The following is an 18,791-nucleotide window of genomic DNA, read 5'->3' as shown; positions in this document are numbered from 1 at the left end:
GCATCCGCTTGCAACTCGTCATCGATGCGCATAACCAACGCATAGAAGCAGACGGCTAATCACCTGCTATTTTACCACCACCCTGCTTTTAACATTTTATCAACACCGGACATCCTTATTAGGCCATAAGAGTAGTCAGGAGATTTCCCTAGAAATGACGATTCAACGCTTAACAATACTTTCTTGAAGAGACTCATAGTAGGCATTAAAAGGGAAAAATGAAGCTTAAGTGGCGCGTTGGGCCAATGTATGGCAAATTGTCTAATTTATATTGATTTAGATTAACAAAAGCCGACAAAAAGTCAGTGAAATCATATCTGCACCCCGTTTGCTAAGCATGTCGTAGAACTTCCTAACCCGAAGCACCTACCTAGATCTTAGCAACCATGAACTTTAATAACTATACCATCAAGGCACAGGAGGCCGTGCAGAAGGCCACTGAAATTGCCGGGGGCAACCAGCAACAGGCCATTGAAACCGGCCACTTGCTGAAGGGCCTCTTCCAGAGCGACGAGAACGTGCTGTCGTTTCTGGCCAAGAAGCTGGGCGTGAACCTGAACATCCTCACGCCCCGCCTCGATGCCATTGTAACGGGCTACCCCAAAGTAAGCGGCGGTTCGCCCTACCTCTCCAACGAAGCGGCCGCCGCTCTGCAACGCGCTACCGGCTTTCTGAAAGAGTTTGACGATGAATATGTGTCGGTGGAGCACCTGCTGCTGGGGCTGGTGGGCGGTAAGGACGCCGTGGCTACCCTTATGAAGGACGCCGGCTTTAACGAAAAGGACCTGAAAGCCGCCATTAAGGAGCTGCGCGGGGGCCGCAAGGTAACTTCGCAGACCGCCGAAGATCAGTACCAGAGCCTCAACCGTTACGCCCGCAACCTCAACGAGCAGGTGCGTACCGGCAAGATGGACCCGGTTATCGGCCGCGACGAGGAAATCCGCCGCGTACTGCAGATTCTGAGCCGCCGCACCAAGAACAACCCGGTGCTGCTCGGCGAGCCGGGCGTTGGTAAAACCGCCATCGTGGAGGGCCTGGCCCAGCGCATCGTGGCCGGCGACGTGCCCGAAAACCTCCAGGACAAAATCATCATGTCCCTGGACATGGGCCTGCTCATTGCGGGCGCCAAGTACAAGGGCGAGTTCGAGGAGCGCCTCAAGTCCGTCATCAAGGAAGTTACCGACTCCGAAGGCCAGATCATTCTGTTCATCGACGAGATGCACACCCTGATTGGGGCCGGCGGTGGGGGCGAAGGCGCTATGGACGCCGCCAACCTGCTCAAGCCCGCTTTGGCCCGCGGCGAGCTGCACTCCATCGGGGCCACTACCCTCAAGGAGTACCAGAAGTACATTGAGAAGGACAAGGCTCTGGAGCGCCGTTTCCAGGCCGTGATGGTGGATGAGCCGACTATTGAGGACGCCATCAGCATCATGCGCGGCATCAAGGAAAAGTACGAGCTGCACCACGGCGTGCGGATTACGGATGACGCCGTAATTGCTGCCGTAGAGCTGTCAAGCCGCTACATCACCGACCGGTTCCTGCCCGACAAGGCCATTGACCTGATGGACGAGGCCGCCGCTAAGCTGCGGATTGAGCTGAACTCCATGCCCGTGGAGCTCGACGAGGTGCAGCGCCGCATTATGCAGCTGGAAATTGAGCGCGAAGCCATCCGCCGGGAAGAAAACCACGACCGGGAAAGTGTGCTCAACAAAGAACTGAGCGAGCTGACCGCCAAGCGCGACTCGTTGAAAGCCCAGTGGGAAAACGAGAAATCGGCCCTCACCAGCATTCAGACCGAGAAAGAGAACATTGAGCGCTACAAGCTGGAAGCCGAACAGGCCGAACGCCAGGGCGACTACGGCCGCGTGGCGGAACTGCGCTACGGCAAAATTCAGGAAGCCGAAGCCAAGCTAAAGGAGCTACAGGCCCAGGCCGAAGCCGACAAAGGCAAGGACGGCGGCTCGATGCTGCAGGAAGTGGTGACCTCTGAGGACATTGCTGAGGTGGTAGCCAAGTGGACCGGCATTCCGGTGAGCAAGATGCTGCAGTCGGACCGCGAGAAGCTGCTGAACCTGGAAGCTGAACTAGGCAAGCGCGTAGCCGGCCAGAGTGAGGCTATTGCGGCTATTTCCGATGCCGTGCGCCGCTCCCGGGCGGGCTTGCAGGACCCCAAGCGGCCGATTGGCTCGTTTATCTTCCTGGGTACTACCGGTGTGGGTAAAACCGAGCTGGCCAAGGCCTTGGCCGAGTACTTGTTCAACGATGAGAACAGCATGGTGCGCATCGACATGAGCGAGTACCAGGAGCGCCATGCCGTATCGCGCCTGATTGGGGCGCCTCCCGGCTACGTGGGCTACGATGAAGGCGGCCAGCTGACCGAGGCCGTACGCCGCAAGCCGTACTCGGTGATTCTGCTCGACGAAATCGAGAAGGCCCACCCCGACGTGTTCAACATTTTGCTGCAAGTGCTGGATGATGGTCGCCTCACCGACAACAAAGGCCGGGTGGCGAACTTCAAGAACACCATCATCATCATGACCTCAAACACGGGGGCCGACATCATCCAGAAAAACTTCAAGGAGCTGAATGAGTACAACCACGACGAGGTGGTGGACCGCACCCGCGAGGAAGTGGTGGAGCGACTGAAGCAGCACATGCGCCCCGAGTTCCTGAACCGCATCGACGAGATTGTGATGTTCCAGCCCCTAAAGCGCCGGGAAATCCGCAAGATTGTGGACATTCAGTTCAAGCAGATTCAGCAGCGCCTGGAAGAAGCCGGTATCCGGCTGGAAGCTACCGATGAGGTGCTGGAACACCTCGGGGAGCAGGGCTTCGATCCGCAGTTCGGTGCCCGTCCCTTGAAGCGTGTACTGCAGCGCTTGGTGCTGAATGAGCTGTCGAAGGACATCCTTTCGGGTCGCGTGAGCAAGGACGCCGTAGTGGAAGCCGTACTGGAAGATGACCAGATCCGCTTTGTAAACGTGGAGCTCCCAACTGTGGGGTAAGCGTTGAGTGCAAACAAAAAAGCCTCGCTGGTTAGTATCGGCGAGGCTTTTTTGTTTGCGGTATCATTGAATCTGCGGTAGACGCAGGATTAGAGCCAACCCTACCGGCGGCGGGCGGCTTTGCGTTCCAGTCGGGCGCGGTAGGCCCGCCCCGAAGCGACGTGCTTTTCCTTTAGCCGGGCACGGAGAGCCGGGGGCAATGGCTTGCCGGCCAGGTAGCTGGCGCGCAGTTCGGCAAACTTAGCGTCTGAATACGGAGCATTGTGCAAGAGCATGTAGGTAAGCCCACCGGCTGTTAAAAACAGGCCCGCGGCTACCTGGCCCCCGGAAGGCTCGCTGCTTTGCGTGGGGCCGTAGGGCGAGGTAGAGTTACTGCCGGCGTCGGAACCGGTCATGAGGCGCAACCCTGGCAGCGCCAGCAGAATAGGCAGCTGCCCCCCTAGGCGCTTGGCGTTGAACAATCCTTGCACGGCATCAAGCGTGTCCAGCTGGGCATCAGCTAGTGCCTGAGCAGGGGTAGGAGCCGGAGTGCTGCGTGCAGGACCGGCCGGCACCACTCCCTTCGCCAGCAGCGGATTATGGTCGGAAGCAGTGCCGTGCACAGGCAAAAAATTGCCCTTCAAACGCCGGCTGATGCTGATTGGCAAGTGGCCCGTGGCGGCCAGTTCGCGCAATACGAGCCGCTCCCGGCTTCGCCGAAACTGAATGCGTTTATTTAGCCCAATGCCAACAAATGCGGTGCCGGCTACTACGCCAGGCGTCCAGACGCCGGCGCTGGTGGACTGCTGAGCTGGCAAGATGGAGGCGAGCATGCCCGCTGAACCCAGGGCCAGCCACCCAAAGCCACCCCCGCGCCGGCTTCGGAACAACTCATGCACAGCCCGGGCAGTATCGGCTCGGGTCAGGGCAGTAGTTGCAACGGTTGCTGGAACAGCCGCCGGGACTGGAGAGGTGGTGGCAGCGGGCAGGGCTTGCCCGCTCGCAGCAGCAGCACCGGCGGCCAGCATAGAAATGATGCAGAGAAGGCGCACTAGCATAAACTCATGGTGAATTGATAAAATGAGGGCAACGGAATGAGGCAATATACTGGCTAACCTGACCAGTCGGAAACTCCAAGTAGTGGTAGCTTTCTGCTCCATTCCGGCTACCGATTCGCAACTGCTTCTTACCAAACCCTTTAAAGCGCGTGCTACCGCGCTGGGTGCTGAAGGAGTTGTTGAAGAACATTCCCTCGGGCCGCGTGAACAGAGACGCCGTGGGGGAAGCCTCCCGCTCCGCTTCCCCCACGTGAAGCTACCGACGGTAGGGCAAGGAATGATATAACAAAGCCCCGTTGGCTAGCGCTGGCGGGGCTTGTGTTGAGCTACTTATCTGCGCTCATTCATTCGACGGGGCGCCTCAAAGAACTTAGGCTTTAAACGACGGCGTATCCACGTTGGCAGGGGTTTACCTTGAGAATGATCTTGTAAGGTTTGTTCCAGACGCCCATTACTGAAGCGGGCTAGTTTGCTGACTCCGTATCCGGCACCCAAACTACCTATCAATACCACAGGCGTAACATCAGCGTCCCGTTCCTCTACTACCACTCCATTTATGGTTGTGCGGTACGCTCCTTGAGCAGCAACTAAGCCGCGAGCCGTGTACAAGCCTGACATAATCACCCATAAGGCCCCACCTCCCTGACGTTTCGCAAACAGGTTAATAATGGCCCGAGCAGTGTCGCTAGTCGCATAATGCATCAGCATTTGCTGCTTAAAAGTTTGCTTGACTTTGGGTAAAGCCACACCCCTACTTGATTCAGCACGCTTAGTCGTGTCGGGCCAAGTTGTGCTTCTCGATAAAAGAGCAGTTACCACGACTTTGCCGGCTGGCTTATGCGAAAAATAAGGGGGTTGCGGTGCTGCAATAGGCACATTTGCTTTAATCAATGCCGTAATGAATAAGGGTAATAGCATACTTCGCACTTAATATTTCTACGCTTCGCCAAAGTAGCAACGACATACCTTTAATACAAAGCTCTTGATAATATCTCATTATGAGAGCCTGGTAGCAACACGTATTGTTCTCCGCGTAAGCAGGCCTTTTCACTTGACTTCATTCCTGGCTACCGGGAATCAAATTCGGCTATCGTTTAGCTTATCTCCACTAAAGTGCGTATGAGTAGCTACCTGATTTATTGACCTTTATCTAACTCACATGCGCTGCTCCTTCCCTTTTCCCGAAACTGCACGGTTGCCTTTGTCGCGGTATATCCGCCTGGCTGCTTTAACGGTGGGGCTGACGGCTGCCCTAGCCAGTTGCTCCAATGACGACGATGATGACATGGTAGCCGAACCGGCGGCACCCGCCCGCATCAATGTAGCCCAGGCCGGCTTGCACCCCGAAGGCATTCAATATGACGAGGCAAACAAACGGTTTCTGGTTAGCTCCCGCACCAAAGGGCAAATCGGCAGTGTGCGCGACGACAGCACCTACACGCTGTTTGCGGATGACGCGCGGCTGATTTCTACCATTGGGTTGAACCTGGACGCGGGCCGGCAGCGCCTGCTGGTGGCCGTATCGGACAACGGGGCCAACCCCACCCGCTCCAGGGCCGCTACCCTGCGCAGGCTGGCGGCCCTGGCCGTGTATAACGCCAACAACGGCAGCCTGATTTCCTACACTGACCTGGGCGCCCTGCGGCCGGGAGCCAACCATTTTGCCAACGACATAGCCGTGGACGGGCAGGGCAATGCTTACATTACCGACAGCCTTTCGCCCATTATCTACAAAGTAGACGCCCAGGGGGTCGCCTCCGTTTTTCTGGAAAATGCGCAACTCAGTGGTGGTACGGGCTTTGGCCTCAATGGCATTGTGTTCCACCCCGACGGGTACTTGCTGGTGGCCAAATCCAACGACGGCACCTTGTTTAAGGTGCCGCTGAGCAACCCCGGTAGCTTTTCGCGCGTGACCAGCGCCCAAAGTTTGGTAGGGGCCGATGGACTGCTGCTGCTCAATCCGCAAACGCTGCTGCTGGTGGCGGGCAGCCAAAGCATCGTGTTTCGGCTAACCAGCACCGACGCCTGGGCTACGGCCACGGCCGCCGGCAGCTTTGCTACGGGGGCCGTTAGCCCGACTACCATCACGCGGCGCAACCAATCGGATGCCTACGTGCTCTATCCCTTCCAAAGCACCTCGCCCCGCTTCTCCATCGTAAGAGCAGCTTTTTAAGCAGTATTAGCAGCAGGAAAAACTAGGCACCAGACAAGGCTAGCTCACGCCGGGTTGTGTACTGGTGCATGCAGAACCTCGTTGGTAGCTTGCCAGCGAGGTTTCTGCATTCTAATGCTTTATGAATGAATGCTGTTTTTTCGGGTAAATACGCTAGGCGCACGGGTCTTTTTCAATACCTTTAGATCAATAGTATCCGGAAAAAGTATAACGTTGTTTTTTCCTGGAGCAACCCTTAGTCATCCTTATTGATAGCCCTTTCTCAGCCTGGCCTGAGCTTCTAACTTCGTTACATTCCTTTTCCTTTCTTCTATCGTTTCCACCCTTACTTCCATCCTTATGATGCGAACAACTACCATGACCAGCCTCGGCCGGCCACTTGCCGTGGCGTTGCTGGGGCTGCTGTCTTTTACGGAAGCAGTGGCGCAAAAGCGGACTGTTCCGGCCGCAGTTGGCACGCAGTACCGGCCCACAACCCCGCAGGCGGCCATTAGCTCTACCGCTACGGGCGGCAACTGGAGCGACCCGGCTACTTGGTCGGGTGGCGTAGTGCCTACCGCGGCCGACAACGTAACCGTCGTGGGCGGGGCCACGGTAACGCTAGACGTGAATGCCGCCTGCGCCGCCCTGACAGTGGCTACTGGCGGCTCCCTGCTCACCTCGGCTACTACCGCCTACCAGTTGCTGGTAGCTGGCAGCGTAACCAACAATGGCACGCTGGACTTAAGCAACCCAGCTGGCACGGGCACGGTGGGCTCGGAGCTGCGGTTTACGGGCGGCGGCGACGCCAGCTTCAGCGGCACGGGCACCACGGATCTGCAGAGCCTTTCCCTGGGCAAGGCAGCCGCTACCGATGTGGTCAGCCTAGACTTGCCAACGCTGCTGGTGCAGGGCGCGGCCGGCACGGCCACCACGAGTTCGGGGTTTCTGCTGACGCGGACCGGCTCGCCAGCCGTCGACTACATGACGGGCATTCTGAAGCTAACGGGCACGGCTACGCTCACTAACAAGGTCTTTCAAACCGTTTCCTACGTTATTCCTGCCACCGGGGGCATTTGGCTTAACAACCCCAACTTCACGGTAGCAGGGCAAGGAGGCTCCCCTACCAACAACGGATTGTTGCGCGTATCGGCGGGCACTTACACCATTGGTTCCGGCATGGGCAACTCCCTGGGCTTCGGCAGCGGGGCCGCGCTTACCGTAGAGGGCGGGGCCCTGAACGTGGCCGGCCGCCTGAACGCCGTCGCTTCGGCTCCCATTACCTTTACCCAGAGCGGCGGCACGATTAGCGTGATGACCCAGACGCCGTCGACCAGCGCTTCTGCCTCTTTTGGCTTGCTCAGCAACGACGCGGCCAACGTGCAGAATATTTCGGGCGGCACCATCATCCTGGTAAACCGCAACCGGGCTTCTCCCCCCACCAACGACTACGTTGTGCTGGGTACGATGAACTATACGGGTGGTACGCTGCAGGTAGGCTCGGGCGCCACGGATACCAACTTCAATTTCAGAATTGGGGGTAACGTGCCAGGCCTGGTCATCGATAATACGACTACTGCCAAAACGGTTACCCTTGGGGCTCCTACCACGGTGTACGGCCCGGTAACCATCAACTCAGGCACTACCTTGGACGTTAGCGTGCTGGAACTCACCTTGACGGGGCCAAGCATTACCAACAACGGCACCCTTACCGCCTCATCCGGACGGCTGGCCTTCACGGGCACCACGCCCCAAACCCTAGGCGGCTCGGGCACTTTCTCCTCGGTTTCGGCGCTTACGCTCAACAACGCCGCGGGCCTGACCCTGAACGCGCCGCTGACGGTAAGCGGCAACCTGGTGCTTACCAACGGCAAGCTAGTTACCTCGGAAGCCAACCTGCTGACCCTGCAAGCCATTGCTCCGCCTACGGGCTCGGAGACTAGCTACGTGCAGGGTCCTCTGGCAGTGCAAGTCAACAGCACCAGTCCCGCCTCGCGCACTTTTGCCGTGGGTGATGCTACGGCGTGGCGCCCGGTCGTACTCAGCGGCCTGACCACTTCCGGCGTGCAAACCTTCACGGCCACGATTATCCGCGGTACTCCTACCCCGACGCTGAGCAGCCCGCTCACCTTCGTCAATTCCGTCCGTTACGCCCGCGTGCAGGGTCCGCTCCCGACTACGGCTTCCGTGCAGCTTAGCTACGGCGCCGATGATGTTATTGGCAACTTATCCTCGGCGGTAGTGGCGCAGGCGGCGGCTCCGGCCGGCCAGTACGTGTCGCGGGGCGGCGCTCCGGCCACTACCCCTACCACCGGCTTGTTCTCGACCATAGACCTGACCAGCGGCCAGGAATACTTTGCCTTGGCTAACAGCCAGCAGGAAGGGGGTGTGCTAAGCACCAGCGTGGCCAGCGGCTGCCCCGGCATTTCGGGCACCCTTACCCTGTCGAATTACAGCGGCACTATTCAGGGCTACCAGGTGAATACCGGCGCAGGCTTCCAGGCCGTGCCCGGCACAAACACCTCCCCTACCCTGGCCTTTACCAGCACCCAAACCTCCACCTTCCGGGCCGTGCTGCTGACCAGCGACGGGCGGACGGTATTTTCCCAGCCCGTTACGGTAACCGTAATTCCGGCTCCCGATGCTACCCTGACGGCCACTTCGGCTACTACGTTCTGCGGCTCGGGCACGCTTACGCTCACGGCCCCGACGGGTACGGGCACTTTGTTCTACCAGTTTCTGCGGAACGGCCAGCCCATTGCTGGCGCTACCTCTGCTACCTACACCGCCACGGTTACGTCCAGCGCCTCGTACTCGGTAACGGTTAGCAATACCAGCGGCTGCTCGTCTACTTCGGCTCCCTTGCAGGTGACGGTGAATCCGGCCACCAGCGCGGGCTTCAGCTACGCCAGCACCAGCTACTGCACCTCGGGCACGGCTAACCCCACGCCTACTTTGGCAGCGGGGGCCACGGCCGGCACGTTCAGCAGCACCACCGGACTGGCCGTAGATGCCACTACGGGTGCCATCAACCTTTCGACCAGCACGCCCGGCACCTACACTGTAACCAACTCGGTAGGCGGCACCTGCCCCTCCAGCGCTACCTTCCAAGTGACCATTACGGCCCCCGCCGCGGCGGGCTTTAACTACGCTAGCACCTCGTTCTGCACGTCGGCTACCGGCACGGTGGCACCAACGTTGGCTACCGGTGCTTCCGCCGGGGCCTTTACCAGCACGGCCGGACTTACCCTGGACGCTGCTACCGGCGCTATTACGCCCGGCACCAGCACCCCGGGTACCTACACCATCACGAATACGGTAGCGGCGGCCGGCGGCTGCGCCGCGGCTACGGCCACGGCTACCGTCACCATCACCGCGCCGGCGGTTGCCAGCTTCAGCTACCCCGCTGCCAGCTACTGTACTTCGGGCGCAACCAACCCGGCCCCCGTACTGGCCAGCGGCGCCTCGGCGGGCACGTTCTCCTCTACGGCAGGCCTGAGCATTGATGCAGCTACGGGCACGATTAACCTGACCGCCAGCACCCCGGGCACGTACACCGTAACCAACACGGTGGCCGCCAGTGGCGCCTGCTCGGCCGTAACGGCTACCACCACGGTAACCATCAACGCTACCCCGGCCCGCCCCACGGTGACGGTCGCCTACAGTGGCACCACCACTACCCTGACCAGCAGCGCCACCGCGGGCAACCAGTGGTACCTGAACGGCACGGCTATTCCCGGTGCTACCAACCAGACCTACGTAGTAAGCGCGGCCGCGCAGTATGGCACTTACACCGTGGTAACTACCTCGGCGCAAGGATGCGCCTCGCTGGCCTCGCAGCCGCTGGTAATTACGACCAGCCAGAAGCCGCTGGCTGGTTCCTCGCTGACTATTTACCCCAACCCTACCCCCGACGGCCGCCTCACCCTGAAGCTGCAGGGTTACACCAAGGCCGTTGAGCTGACGGTGTTCAACGCGGTGGGCCAGCCCGTACGCACCCTCACGGTGCCCGCCGGCCGCCCAGACCAAGCGCTGGACCTGAGCCAGCTACCTAGCGGCGTGTACATGCTACGCGCCCGCACCGAAGGTGGCCTCGATGTTCGCCGCATTGTGAAGGAGTAGCCTTTCTCGAAAGGCGACCAAAAGCCCTGCCGAATCTTCGGCAGGGCTTTTTTGTGTGGTAAGCGGCCGGCTTAACTACTGTGCATTGCCTCTGCCGTGCCGTGCGCACTGACTTGGTGACCCGCAGCCAGCCCGGCTTTATCCGTCCTTTCCTCTATTCATCTATCTGCTAGATTTGCCCGATGTCGTCCTCTGTCTTCACTACCTACCTGCAGCTTGGGTTTCACCACATCTTCAACCTGCAGGCCTACGACCACCTCGTGTTCCTGCTGGCCCTCTGCGCGCCCTACGTGCTGCAGGACTGGCGGCGGGTAGTGGCCCTGGTCACCAGCTTCACGGTGGGCCACTCCATCACGCTGGCCCTGGCTACGCTGAACGTGGTACGCTACTCACCCGAGCTGATTGAGCTGTTGATTCCCATCACGATTGTGCTGACCTGCCTGCTGAACCTGGTTCGGGCCGGCCGCCCCGCCTCCCGGCCACCGACCCGCCGGGACCCTACCCCCCTGCTGCTGACCTTGCCCAACCTGCTGGCGGCCCTGTTCGGCCTGATTCATGGCCTGGGCTTCTCCAGCTACCTGCGCGAACTACTCGGCCAGCAAAGCCAGCCGATACTGGAGCTGCTGAGCTTCAATATCGGGGTAGAGCTGGGCCAGCTGCTGATTGTTGCCATCATTCTGCTGGTGGGGCTACTCCTCCTGCGCGTGCTTAACGTCGCCCGCCGCGACTGGCTGCTGGTGACAAGCGGAGCCGCCCTGGGCATCGCGCTGACTTTATTGGTGAAATAGGGAGGTGGTGAAATGATAAGCAGCAGTGAGTTAAAGAAGTCTGTCATCTTGAGCTTGCGAAGGACCTTATCACGCAGAAACGACAAGCGTACCACCAACTCGCTCTGGCGTGATATGGTCCCCTTCGCTCTGCTCAGGATGACAGACTTTTTTAGCTTACTACTCACTATTTCACCGTTCACCTTTCCATTATTTCACCGCTTTACCACTCACCTTCCCACCTTATTGTTTCATTTTCCGTGCAACGTGGCGGGGTGGTTTGCGTCTTTCGCCGCACGCGGCGGGGGCCGATTTTTGACCCCGTTATTTCACCCTGATTTGCCCCTTTTTCCTTTTACCTATGCTGAAACCTACTCTGCTGGCCGCTGGGCTGGTGGCGCTGCTGGCCTTGCCGGCGGCGGCCCAGTCCACCAACTCCGGCACCGATAAATTTGCCCAGCTGGAAACCCTGCTGCCTACCCCCAATACCTACCGCACAGCCTCGGGCGCGCCCGGCAACGAGTACTGGCAGCAGCGCGCCGACTACAACATCCGGGTCAAGCTGGACGACACGAACCAGTCGATTTCCGGCGACGAGGACATCACCTACACCAACCTCTCGCCCGACGTGCTGACCTACCTGTGGGTGCAGCTCGACCAGAACATAATGGACAAAAACTCCATTACCACGGCTACCGAGGTGGGCCAGATTCAGCCGCGTATGTCGTTTCAGGCCCTGGACTACCTGCAGCGCAGCGAGTTTGACGGTGGTTTCAAGATTGCGGAAGTAAAGCTGAAGGGCGGCAAGGCCCTGCCCTACGTCATTAACCACACCATGATGCGCGTGGATTTGCCGACGCCCCTGCGGCCGCGGCAAGCCGTAACCTTCAGCATCAAGTGGGCCTACAACATCAACGACCAAACCAAAATCACGCAGCGCTCGGGCTACGAGTATTTTCCGGAGGACAAAAACTACCTCTACGAAATTGCCCAGTTCTACCCCCGCATGGCGGTGTACTCTGACAACCAGGGCTGGCAGCACAAGCAGTTTCTGGGCAACGGCGAGTTTGCCCTACCCTTCGGCGACTACCGCGTGAGCATCACGGCCCCCGCCGACCACGTAGTGGGCGCCACCGGCACGCTGCAGAACCCCAACGACGTACTGTCCTCGGCCCAGCGCCAGCGCCTCGAAAAAGCCAAGAACTCAACTAAGCCCGTCCTAATTGTGTCGCCGCTGGAGGCGGAGCAGGCCGAGCAGAAGCGTGCCAAAGGCACCAAAACCTGGACCTACGCCGCCAAAAACGTGCGCGACTTCGCCTGGGCTTCCTCGCGCAAGTTTATCTGGGATGCCATGGGTATCAAGCAGAACGGCACGCCCGTCATGTGCATGAGCTACTACCCCAAGGAAGGCAACCCGCTCTGGGGCAAGTACTCCACGGAGGTGGTGGCCCACACCATCAAAACCTACTCGAAGTTCACGATTCCTTACGCCTACCCGGTGGCTATATCGGTGCACGGCCCGGTAGGTGGCATGGAGTACCCCATGATCTGCTTTAACGGGGGCCGCCCCGAGAAGGACGGCACCTACTCGGCGGACCGGAAGTACGGCATGATTTCGGTGATTATCCACGAGGTAGGCCACAACTTCTTCCCCATGATTGTGAACTCCGATGAGCGCCAGTGGACGTGGATGGACGAGGGCCTGAACACCTTTGTGCAGTACCTCACGGAGCAGGAATGGGAGCGAAACTACCCCTCGAAGCGCGGCGAGCCGGCCAACATCGTGGCCTACATGCAAACCGACAAGAGCCTGCAGACGCCCATCATGACCAACTCGGAATCGGTGCTGCAGTTCGGTAACAACGCCTACGGCAAGCCCGCTACCGGCCTGAACATTCTGCGCGAAACCATCATGGGCCGCCAACTCTTCGACTACGCCTTCAAGGAATACGCGACCCGCTGGGCTTACAAGCACCCCACCCCCGCCGACTTCTTCCGGACCATGGAAGATGCCTCGGGCGTGGACCTGGACTGGTTCTGGCGCGGCTGGTTCTATACCGTGGACAAGACGGACCTGGCCATTGAGGGCGTGAAGTGGTACACGGTGGACTCCAAGAACCCGGAAATTGAAAATGCCCGCAAGCGCGAAATGATCAACAAAGCGCCCCAGAGCATTTCGCAGCAGCGCAACCTGCAGGACATCAAGAAGACGCTGGTCGACGACAAGCCGGAGCTGAAGGACTTCTACAACAGCTACGACCCGCTAGCCACTACCGAGGCCGACAAGCAGCGCTACCAGCAGCTAGTAAAGGGCCTGAGCCCCGAGCAGCAGCAGCGCCTGAACGGCGGCCTGCATTTCTACGAGGTAAGCCTGAAAAACAAGGGCGGCCTGACCATGCCGATTATCGTGCAGATGACTTACGAGGACGGCAAGCAGGAAATCATAAACATTCCGGCCGAAATCTGGCGCAGAAACAACGCCGAGGTTACCAAGGTGTTCATTACCGAAAAGCCGGTCGTGAGCTTCGTGCTGGACCCCTTTCTGCAAACCGCCGACACCGACCTCTCGAACAACGCTTGGCCCCAGCGCGCCCAGCCTTCCCGCTTCGAGCTGTTCGAGCAGCAGCAGCGCGCCCAGCCCAACCCCATGCAGCAGCAGTCAGCCCTGCAGCAGAAGGAGCAGAAGCCGGTAAACGGCACTACCTCGGGCGGCACCAACTAACCGTCATTCCTCGCAGAGCAAGGAATCTGGAATAGACTCCTGACAGCTACCCCAGATTCCTCATCTCGCTTGAAATAACAGCGGCTCTTCGCTTAGAAAGCGTCGGATTACTCTGTAGTCCGACGCTTTTCTTTTAGATTCCCCTATCCTTTCCACCTTATCCTCTACCACACTATGGGACTTCTCGATGCCATCCTCGGCAACGCCGCCGAAACCGACGCCCAGGAAATTCAGCTGGAGCTGCAGCAGCTGCTGGCTCCCGGCGAAACCGTGCGCGCGGCTTACGCCGTCATCCGCGACCTGCTGGTGTTCACCAGTAAGCGCCTGATTCTGGTGGACAAGCAGGGCGTGACGGGCAAGAAGCGCGAGTACCTGAGCATTCCCTACCGCAGCATCGAGCGGTTCAGCATGGAAACCACCGGCCACTTCGATCTGGATGCGGAAATCAAAATCTGGGTCCGCGGCCAGACGGAGCCCATCAGCAAAACTTTCCGCAACGACAAAAACATCCTCGACGTGTACCGCGCCCTGAGCGAGTTTGCCTTATAGATAGTGGCGTTGCGTGCAACTATCTGGCCGGTACGCAGCTCTTGGTAGAGACTTCCACCTCCTACCCTTATGATGCGTTCGTTACTCTCCATAACCTTAGGTAGCCTGTTCCTGCTGGGCCTGCTGGTTAGCTGCCAGATTGATGAAGAGGCGCAGAAGCCTGATCTGAGCTGCGTTTCAGTGCGTGTGCTCGGGCTCAGTTGCAACGGCATGCTGCTGCAGCTGGATGAGAATGTAAACTTCGGCAACTCCATCATGTACCGCGACACCTTACGTACGCACGTAATTGGCACGTACGCTGAGTTGCCGGCCGGGGCCGACCCGGGCCGGAAGATTACCGTGGCGTTGCGCAATCCCACGGCTCAGGAAGCCACTCCGCGCCCCTGTCTGGCCATCTACCAAGGGTTCGACGTACCCCAGATGGTAGTAGAGTCCCCGCGTTGCAGCAAATAGATTGGCAACCAGCAAAAAAGCCCGTGACGTATGTGCCACGGGCTTTTTTGCTGATCCTAAGAGCCCCTACTGACCGCCAGCGGTAGCTGCGCCGGTTTTCAGGTATTTGTCGTACCAGGCCAGGTACCGCTCGTAGCGGTCCTTCACGTAGCTGGGCTTGCTGATGCCGTGGAACTGGCCGGGGTAAATGATGAGCTGGGTGGGGACTTTCCGACTTTGCAGGGCCTGGTACATTTGCTCGGTGTTGAGCAGGGGCACGTTAAAGTCCTTCTCGCCGCAGAGAAACAGCGTGGGCGTGTTGATTTGGCCGGCGTGGAAGAAGGGGTAGGAAATGCGCATCCACACGTCGGTATGGTCCCAGGGCGTACCCAGTTCGGTTTCGTAGTCGCGGATGTACTGGTCGGTGCCGTAGCCGGCCAGCACGTTGGCAATGCCGGCCCCGCTGGTAGCGGCCTTGAAACGCTTGTCGCGGGCAATGAGGTGGTCGGTGAGGATGCCGCCGTAGCTCCAGCCGCCCACGCCCAGGCGCGCGGGGTCGGCGAGGCCTTGCTGCACAGCGTAGTCTACCACGGCCAGGGCATCATCGGAGTCTTTGTTGCCCCAGTCGGCGTAGATGGCGCGGCAGTACTCCAGGCCCCGGCCCGAGCTACCGCGCGGGTTGCTGGCTACCACCGCGTAGCCGCGGGCCGCCAGCACCTGCCACTCCGGCGCGAAGCTGTAAGCAAACTGCGAGACCGGCCCGCCATGAATCCGGAGCACCGTGGGGTACTTCTGGCCCGCTTGGTAGCCCACCGGCTTCACCAGAAAGCCACTGACTAAGGTGCCGTCCTTGCTTTTCGCCTGAATGGGCTCCACGGCCCCGAGCTGCACGGTTTTCAACCAGGCGTCATTCTGCTTGGAGAGCGGGCGCAGGCTTTTCTTCTCGAAGGCAAACACCTCGTCGGGCAATAGCGGCTCGCTGTTTACTACCACTACCTGCCCCTTCGGACCCAGCTCAAACTCCGTGATTTCGCGCTGTCCGTCCAGCACCCGCTCTACCTTGCCGCCGGCGGCCGGCACGCGGGCCAGCACCTGGGCGCGGTCGTCTTCAAGCAGGAAATACAGGCTCTTGCCATCCTTGGACCACTGGGGCTTCAGGGTGTTCCGGTCGAGACCTTGGGTGAGCAGCTTGGGCGTGCCGCCGGTGGCCGGAATGACGGCCAGCTGGTGCAGGCCGTACACGAGCTGCTCCTTGGGGGCACCTTCCACGAAGGCAATCTGCTTGCCATCGGGGCTCCAGGCCGGGCGGCCGCTCCAGCCGCCAGGGGCGCTGTCGGCCACGTCGGTGGTGGTGAGCTGGCGCGGCTGGGCCCCCGGCGTGGCGTCAATGGCGTAGAGGTCGAAGTTGTCGTGGCGGTCGGGGTCTTCGCCGCGCTTGCTCACGAATACCAGCTGCCGGCTGTCGGGGCTCCAGGCGGGGGCGTATTCGTCGTAGCGGCCGGAGGTGAGGCGGGCCAGCTTGCGCGTGGCTACATCGAAGACGTAGAGGTGCTGGCGCTGCTTGTTAAGGTAGCCATCTACGTCCTGCTTGAACTGAAACCTATCAATGACAATAACCGGCGGCGTTTTCTTTTTCGCGCGCTGCACCTGCGTGAGCGAGTCCGGGTCGGCGTCGCGGATGATGAGGGCCAGGCGCTTGCCATCCGGAGCCCACATGTAGTCGGAAACGCTGCCTTTGAGCTTGGTGACTTTCTCGGCCTCGCCCCCGTTGCGGTTCAGCAGCCAGAGCTGGGCGTGGCCTTCTTCGCCCTCACCGCGGCTCGACAAAAAGCTCAGATAGGTGCCGTCGGGCGAGAAGCGGGGGCTGGTTTCGTTGTCGGGGCTGGTGGTTACGCGTAGGTTGCGGGTGCCGTCGTAGCGGGCCATCCACACGTCGGCGTTGTTTTTATCGGCGGCGGTATCGGCCTGGCTGACCACGTAGGTAACCCACTGCCCATCGGGCGAGAAGTGGGCGTCCCGCACGTCGCGCAGCTGCTGCAGGTCGCGGGCCGTGAGCGGGTGCGGGGCCGTTTGCGCCAGCAGTGCGGCGGGGGCCAGCACGCCCAGCAGGAGTATCAGCTTTTTCATGAAGGCAGAAGAAGGAAAAGAAGAATGGGAACAAGGACAGCCCGCTGCCGGGCAGGTTGCGCCGGGCTATTTCCTGAAGATACCACTCCCTTGGCACCTTTGGGCGGAATGACCCACAAAAATGCCCCACCCTTTCTGGGTGGGGCACTTACGACATCTGGAAGCCCAACGGCTGATTTTCAACTGTCCCAACCAGTTTCCACGAGCTAGAACTGCGCAACTCAGTCCTGGTACTACCCCCCAACTACTGAGGCAGTTGGCGTGGGCACCGAGGGGTTGTATTGCGGGGTGGAGGCATTGTGTTGGGCCGAGCTTTTGCCCTTGTCATCTTTGAAATCGTTGCGCTTATAGGGCCGGATGATAAGGCGCAGAGCCTTGTCGGAGCTGAAGTAGCTGATGGCCCACCCGACCAGTGTCACCACTTTGTTGCGGAAGCCTACCAGCGTCAGCAAATGCACGAACAGCCAGGTTAGCCACCCGAAGAAGCCCCCGAAATGTTTGTTGCCAGGCAGGTCCACCACGGCACGGTTGCGGCCCACAATGGCCATGCTGCCTTTGTTGAGGTACTTGAAAGGCTTCAGAGCCTCGCCCTGAAATAGGCGCTTAAAGTTAGCGGCCAGCTGCTCGGCCTGCTGAATAGCTACCGGGGCCAACATGGGGTAGCCGCGGGGCATCTCTTCCGTCACCATGTTAGCCACGTCGCCAATGGCGTACACGTTCTGAAAGCCCAGCACCCGGTTTACGGTATCCACGTTGATGCGCTTGTTGCGGGCTACGGCGGCTTCCGGCAGGCCTTCCACGGCGGCCCCGTTCACGCCGGCTGCCCAAATCAGGTTTTCGGTGCGGATATACTCGGTTTCGGAATAGTAGAGCTTGCCGCTCTCAAACCGCTGGGCTTTCATGTTCAGGCGCACGTGAATGCCCATTTCCTCCAGGTACTGCTTGGCCTGCACTTGCGAGTCCTTAGACATGGGCCCCAGCACTTCCTCCCCCGATTCAACCAAGTAAATTTCCATCTGCTTCAAGTCCAGCTCGGGGTAGTCCTGAGGTAGCACGTCCTTGCGCATTTCGGCCAGGGAGCCGCAAATTTCCACGCCCGTCGGGCCGCCGCCTACCACCACCACGTTTAGCAAGGCCTGCCGCTGGGCCGGGTCTTCGGTCAGCAAGGCCTTCTCAAAGTTCTGGAACAGGTAGCTGCGCAGGTTCAGGGCGTTGGGTATGCTCTTGATCTGCATGGCGTTGCGCTCAATGCTGTCCAGCCCGAAGTAGTTGGTCAAGGAGCCGGTTGCTACCACCAGGTGGTCGTAGCGGATTTCGCCGATGTTGGTTACCACCGTATTGCGGCCCGTGTCCACCCGCTCCACATCGGCCATGCGGAAAAAGAAATTCTGCTGGCCCGCAAAGATTTTACGGATGGGATAGGCAATACTATCAGCCTCCAGGGCGCCGGTGGCCACCTGGTAGAGTAAGGGCTGGAAGTTGTGGTAATTGTTACGGTCGATGACCACTACCTGCACGGGCGAATCGGCCAAGTCTTTGGCCAGCCGCAGCCCGGCAAAGCCACACCCGATAATAACAATGCGCGGCTGGGAGGTAACCGGAAGATTGGTATCCATAAAACAGTACAGGAAATTGCGACCAAAGCAGCGCCGCAAACCAAGGCAACAGTGCCAAAATCCTGTACCGCAAAACCCCGGTTGAGGTTGTGGGGTAGTGAAGTAGTGAACTAGGGAGATGGTGAACTGGTGAGTTCTATGCTGGCGAGCCGCGCGACGTCATCTTTCCTTTCTCTTGCCCAAAGCCTGAAGACGCACCAAGCCCCTACCTCCACCACGGAAGTAAGGGCTTGTCATCTTATCAGGCGGTAGCACGGTGGTC

Annotated in this window: 11 protein-coding genes; 7 read left to right on the top strand and 4 right to left on the bottom strand. The window is 59.6% G+C overall.

Features of this window, described 5'->3' with window-relative positions:
• Positions 1-386: 386 nt before the first annotated feature.
• Positions 387-3,005 carry an ATP-dependent chaperone ClpB gene (clpB, locus tag IEW18_RS19050; protein WP_188559468.1) on the top strand — a complete coding sequence of 873 codons (2,619 nt, stop codon included), beginning with the start codon at positions 387-389 and terminating at the stop codon, positions 3,003-3,005.
• Positions 3,006-3,106: 101 nt separating this feature from the next.
• Here clpB and IEW18_RS19045 read toward each other — a convergent pair whose 3' ends face one another.
• Positions 3,107-4,042 (bottom strand): hypothetical protein, encoded by a 936-nt coding sequence (locus IEW18_RS19045; RefSeq protein ID WP_188559467.1) that lies wholly within the window; start codon positions 4,040-4,042, stop codon positions 3,107-3,109.
• 330 nt (positions 4,043-4,372) lie between these two features.
• Positions 4,373-4,960 carry a hypothetical protein gene (locus tag IEW18_RS19040; RefSeq protein ID WP_188559466.1) on the bottom strand — a complete coding sequence of 196 codons (588 nt, stop codon included), beginning with the start codon at positions 4,958-4,960 and terminating at the stop codon, positions 4,373-4,375.
• Positions 4,961-5,243: 283 nt separating this feature from the next.
• Between IEW18_RS19040 and IEW18_RS19035 the strand changes: the two genes are divergently transcribed.
• The 6 genes from IEW18_RS19035 (at position 5,244) to IEW18_RS19010 (ending at position 14,807) form a co-directional block, all read left to right on the top strand.
• A complete protein-coding gene (locus IEW18_RS19035; RefSeq protein ID WP_229728853.1) occupies positions 5,244-6,215 on the top strand; it encodes a gluconolaconase in 972 nt (323 codons plus the stop codon).
• 339 nt (positions 6,216-6,554) lie between these two features.
• On the top strand, positions 6,555-10,316 hold the full coding sequence (locus IEW18_RS19030; protein WP_188559464.1) for a T9SS type A sorting domain-containing protein: 3,762 nt from the start codon (positions 6,555-6,557) through the stop codon (positions 10,314-10,316).
• 182 nt (positions 10,317-10,498) lie between these two features.
• Entirely contained in the window at positions 10,499-11,104 is a 606-nt protein-coding gene (locus IEW18_RS19025; RefSeq protein ID WP_188559463.1) for a HupE/UreJ family protein, read from the top strand.
• 340 nt (positions 11,105-11,444) lie between these two features.
• Positions 11,445-13,805, top strand: coding sequence for a M1 family metallopeptidase (locus IEW18_RS19020; protein ID WP_188559462.1), 2,361 nt, complete (start codon positions 11,445-11,447; stop codon positions 13,803-13,805).
• Between the two features lie 174 nt (positions 13,806-13,979).
• Positions 13,980-14,354: a PH domain-containing protein gene (locus IEW18_RS19015; RefSeq protein WP_188559461.1), complete on the top strand. Its 375-nt coding sequence runs from the start codon at positions 13,980-13,982 to the stop codon at positions 14,352-14,354.
• A 69-nt stretch (positions 14,355-14,423) separates the two neighbouring features.
• Positions 14,424-14,807, top strand: a complete 384-nt coding sequence (locus tag IEW18_RS19010) for a hypothetical protein (protein WP_188559460.1) — start codon at positions 14,424-14,426, stop codon at positions 14,805-14,807.
• A 66-nt stretch (positions 14,808-14,873) separates the two neighbouring features.
• On the opposite strand, the gene IEW18_RS19005 is transcribed toward IEW18_RS19010, so the two are convergent.
• Together IEW18_RS19005 and IEW18_RS19000 are read right to left on the bottom strand one after the other, a co-directional pair.
• Positions 14,874-16,913 (bottom strand): alpha/beta hydrolase family protein, encoded by a 2,040-nt coding sequence (locus IEW18_RS19005; RefSeq protein WP_188559459.1) that lies wholly within the window; start codon positions 16,911-16,913, stop codon positions 14,874-14,876.
• Between the two features lie 233 nt (positions 16,914-17,146).
• The gene (locus IEW18_RS19000; protein WP_188559458.1) at positions 17,147-18,529 is read right to left on the bottom strand and encodes an NAD(P)/FAD-dependent oxidoreductase; all 1,383 of its coding nucleotides are present in this window, start codon (positions 18,527-18,529) and stop codon (positions 17,147-17,149) included.
• Between the last annotated feature and the right edge of the window lie 262 nt (positions 18,530-18,791).

Origin of the sequence: Hymenobacter glacieicola (assembly GCF_014640315.1) — a bacterium.
GTDB lineage: Bacteria > Bacteroidota > Bacteroidia > Cytophagales > Hymenobacteraceae > Hymenobacter > Hymenobacter glacieicola.
This window is presented reverse-complemented; position numbering and strand designations above follow the sequence as displayed.